Origin of the sequence: Dietzia massiliensis, assembly GCF_018390595.1 — a bacterium.
Classification (GTDB): domain Bacteria; phylum Actinomycetota; class Actinomycetes; order Mycobacteriales; family Mycobacteriaceae; genus Dietzia; species Dietzia massiliensis.
In genome coordinates, this window is sequence record NZ_JAHBAV010000107.1 from 1 (window position 1) to 3,165 (window position 3,165).

Annotated in this window: 3 protein-coding genes; 1 reads left to right on the plus strand and 2 read right to left on the minus strand. The window is 67.6% G+C overall.

Annotation, left to right across the window (positions count from 1 at the left end; genetic code table 11):
* The first annotated feature begins 247 nt into the window (after positions 1 to 247).
* Positions 248 to 454, plus strand: a complete 207-nt coding sequence (locus tag KHA85_RS16185) for a hypothetical protein (protein WP_213186593.1) — start codon at positions 248 to 250, stop codon at positions 452 to 454.
* Positions 455 to 469: 15 nt separating this feature from the next.
* On the opposite strand, the gene KHA85_RS16190 is transcribed toward KHA85_RS16185, so the two are convergent.
* Positions 470 to 2,593: a heavy metal translocating P-type ATPase gene (locus KHA85_RS16190; protein ID WP_213186594.1), complete on the minus strand. Its 2,124-nt coding sequence runs from the start codon at positions 2,591 to 2,593 to the stop codon at positions 470 to 472.
* A 34-nt stretch (positions 2,594 to 2,627) separates the two neighbouring features.
* Complete coding sequence (locus KHA85_RS16195; protein WP_213186595.1) at positions 2,628 to 3,023, minus strand: YdhK family protein; 396 nt, start codon at positions 3,021 to 3,023, stop codon at positions 2,628 to 2,630.
* Positions 3,024 to 3,165: the final 142 nt, after the last annotated feature.

The window sequence follows — 3,165 nt, forward strand, 5'->3', positions numbered from 1 at the left end:
GAGGGTGTGGGAGAGTAGGACACCGCCGAACACAACTTCACAACGCGCGAACCCCCGACCCCACCAGGGCCGGGGGTTCCCGCCATCTCACCCACACACTGGTCTGCCGGAGTCTGCCGGCGCGGCCCTGATCCTGAACTGGGCTCCATAAGGTGACGGCGTTTCTGGCCGCTTCGTTAGGATCGCTGCAGGTCACGAGTTTGAGCAGGTGGCGCGCGGGTCACTAATCGAGCGGGGTGTGGAGGTGGTGGATCTGTACGTAGTGCAGTCCAGGGCCGCCTCCGGGGCCACCGGCGTGCAGATCTGGGAGACTATCCGCAGTCGGCGCCTGATGATCGCGCACATCGGTTCGGCCCACACGCCCGGCGAGCGTGCGGCGGTGATCGATCTGCCCGCCAGAATGGCAGCCTTAGTCACACCGCCGCGGTTCGTCGAGGTGTGGGGTGGGTGGTGACCATCCTTCGTGCTCTCACTTCCTGGGGGTGGTGAGATTTTCCGGGCGCAGGTCGAGGCGCCGCAGGAGTTGGGCGTTGAGGGCGACTACGACGGTGGAGGCGGACATGAGGATGGCGCCCACGCTCATGGGCAGTACGAATCCGATCGGGGCGAGGACACCTGCGGCCAGGGGCACCGCGGCAAGGTTGTAGCCGGCAGCCCACCACAGATTCTGCTTCATCTTGCGGTAGCTCGCGCGGGACAGCTCGATGACCGAGAGCACCGAGCGGGGATCGGATGAGGCCAGGATGACCCCGGCGGAGCCGATCGCGACATCGGTTCCGGCGCCGATGGCGATGCCCACATCCGCTTGGGCCAGAGCGGGGGCGTCGTTGACTCCGTCGCCGACCATGGCGACCTTCTTGCCTTCGGACTGAAGCTCGGCGACTTTGGCGGCCTTGTCTTCGGGCCGGACCCCGGCGAAGACGCGGTCGATGCCGAGGTCGGCGGCGACGGTGTCGGCCACGGCGCGGGCGTCACCGGTGATCATGACGACGTGAGCTCCGGCGTCGTGCAGCGCCTCGACGGCCGCGCGGGACTCGGGGCGAATCTCGTCGGCCAGCCGCAGCGCGCCGATCACCCGGCCGGCGGCGAGGACGTGCAGGATGATCGCCCCTTCCGTGCGCCACTGGTCGGCGACGGGCAGCTCATCGCGGCCGTGATGGTCGAGAAGGTAGGGGCCGCCGACCTCGATGACGGTGCCGTCCACGGTGGCCTTGACGCCGACGGCCGGGGAGGAGGAGAAGTCGGACGCCGTCGACACGGCCAGGTCACGGTCGCGAGCAGCCCGCACAATGGCTCTGGCGAGAGGGTGCTCGCTGTCGCTTTCGGCTGCGGCGGCCAGTGCGAGGACCTCCTTCTCGGTGTGCCCGTCTATCGATTCAATTCCGGTGACGGTGGGTTCGCCCTTGGTCAAGGTGCCGGTCTTGTCGAACAGGACGGCGTCGACGTTGCGCATCGACTCGAGCGCAAGGCGGTCTTTGACCAGTACTCCGCCGCGGGCGGCGCGTTCGGTGGCGATCGACACGACCAACGGGATCGCCAGGCCGAGAGCGTGGGGGCAGGCGATGACCAGCACGGTGATGGTGCGCACTACCGCCGCGTCGGGCAGACCGAGCACGCTCCAGACGGCGGCGGTGATCACGGCCGAGGCGAGAGCGAACCAGAACAGCCACCCGGCGGCGGTGTCGGCGAGGCGCTGGGCGCGAGAGGACGAGGCCTGTGCGTCGGTGACCAGTTTCTGAATCCCGGCTAGCGCTGTGTCCTGACCGATCGCGGCGACTTCGACGCGCAGGCCCGAGTCGGTGGCGACCGTACCTGCGACGACATGGTCGCCGATCTCGCGGCGGACCGCCCGGGATTCGCCGGTGACCATGGATTCGTCCATGCTGGCCGAGCCGTCGATGATCGTGCCGTCGGCGGGTACAGACGCCCCGGGGCGGACGATCACCACGTCCCCCACCCGCAGCTCGGCCGGGGCGACGGTGATGACGTTCTCGCCGTCGACCTTCTCGGCCTCATCCGGCAGCAGCGCCGCCAGGGAGTCGAGCGCGGAGGTGGTCTGGGCCAGGGAGCGCATCTCGATCCAGTGGCCAAGCAGCATGATGACCACCAGCAGGGCCAGCTCCCACCAGAAGTTCAGCGTGTGATCGAGCGCGCCCAGGCTCGCGCCCCAGGAGGCGGTGAACGCCACGGTGATCGCCAGGCCGATGAGCAGCATCATGCCGGGCTGGCGAGTGCGGATCTCGGACACGGCCCCGGTCAGGAACGGCCTGCCGCCCCAGAAGTAGACCACGGTGCCCAGGGCGGGGGAGACCCACCACACCCACCGGGCATCGGGCAGGTCGTAGCCGATGAGGTGGGCGAACATGTCGTTGAACGCCACCACCGGGACCGCCAGGACGAGGGTGATCCAGAACAGCCGCCGGAACTGGGCGGCATGACCACCGTGCCCGCCATGGCCTGCATGGTCGTGGCCACTATGGTTCTCGTGCCTGCTGTGAGGCTGGTCTGTCGAGTGTTCGTCGTGCGTGTGGTGGCTGCCCTGCTTGCGGGTCTGGGCCTCGGCGGCTCCGTGGTGGGTGTGCTGGTCGTTCATGGTCTGCCTGTCCCTCCAGAGCGGTTGCAGTTGCCTAGGACGCGGGCTGGATCTCACTTTCGACTACCCACTTGTGGTTCGTCATCGTCATTCCGTCAGCTTCGAAGTCCACGACATAGACAGTTTCGTCGGTCGAGGACGCGATTGTCGCCGTTGTCCCGGCCATGCCTTGCATGTGCTCTGCGGTGACGGTCACTTCGGTGCCATCGTCGAGACGGTCATCGCCGACGTCCTTGAGCTCTTCCTGCACGACCCACTTGTGGTCGAGAACGGGATCGCTGCCGTCGGTGGGGATGTAGTCGATCGCGTAGGTGTAGGTGTCGTAGGCGCCGACGATAGTGGCGGGGGCACCGTTCATACCCTCCATGTGGTCGGCCGTCAGCGTGACTTCGGTGCCGACCGGGTAGGTCGGATCGGTGGCCTGCGTCATGCCCCCCCGCCCCCGGGCCCCCCCTGGGGGGGGGGCGCCGGGCCCGGCTCTTTTACACAACTCCCCGCCCCCCGACAACCCCGGGTCTCGGATGGCGGCCTCTTCTTGGAAAAAAAAAAAAAAAACAGAAGGCCTAGACAGG

What these genes read in the sequence shown, in the direction of transcription:
- KHA85_RS16190 (WP_213186594.1), bottom strand. Translation starts at nt 2,593, where the DNA reads ATGAACGACCAGCACACCCACCACGGAGCCGCCGAGGCCCAGACCCGC.
- KHA85_RS16195 (WP_213186595.1), bottom strand. Translation starts at nt 3,023, where the DNA reads ATGACGCAGGCCACCGATCCGACCTACCCGGTCGGCACCGAAGTCACG.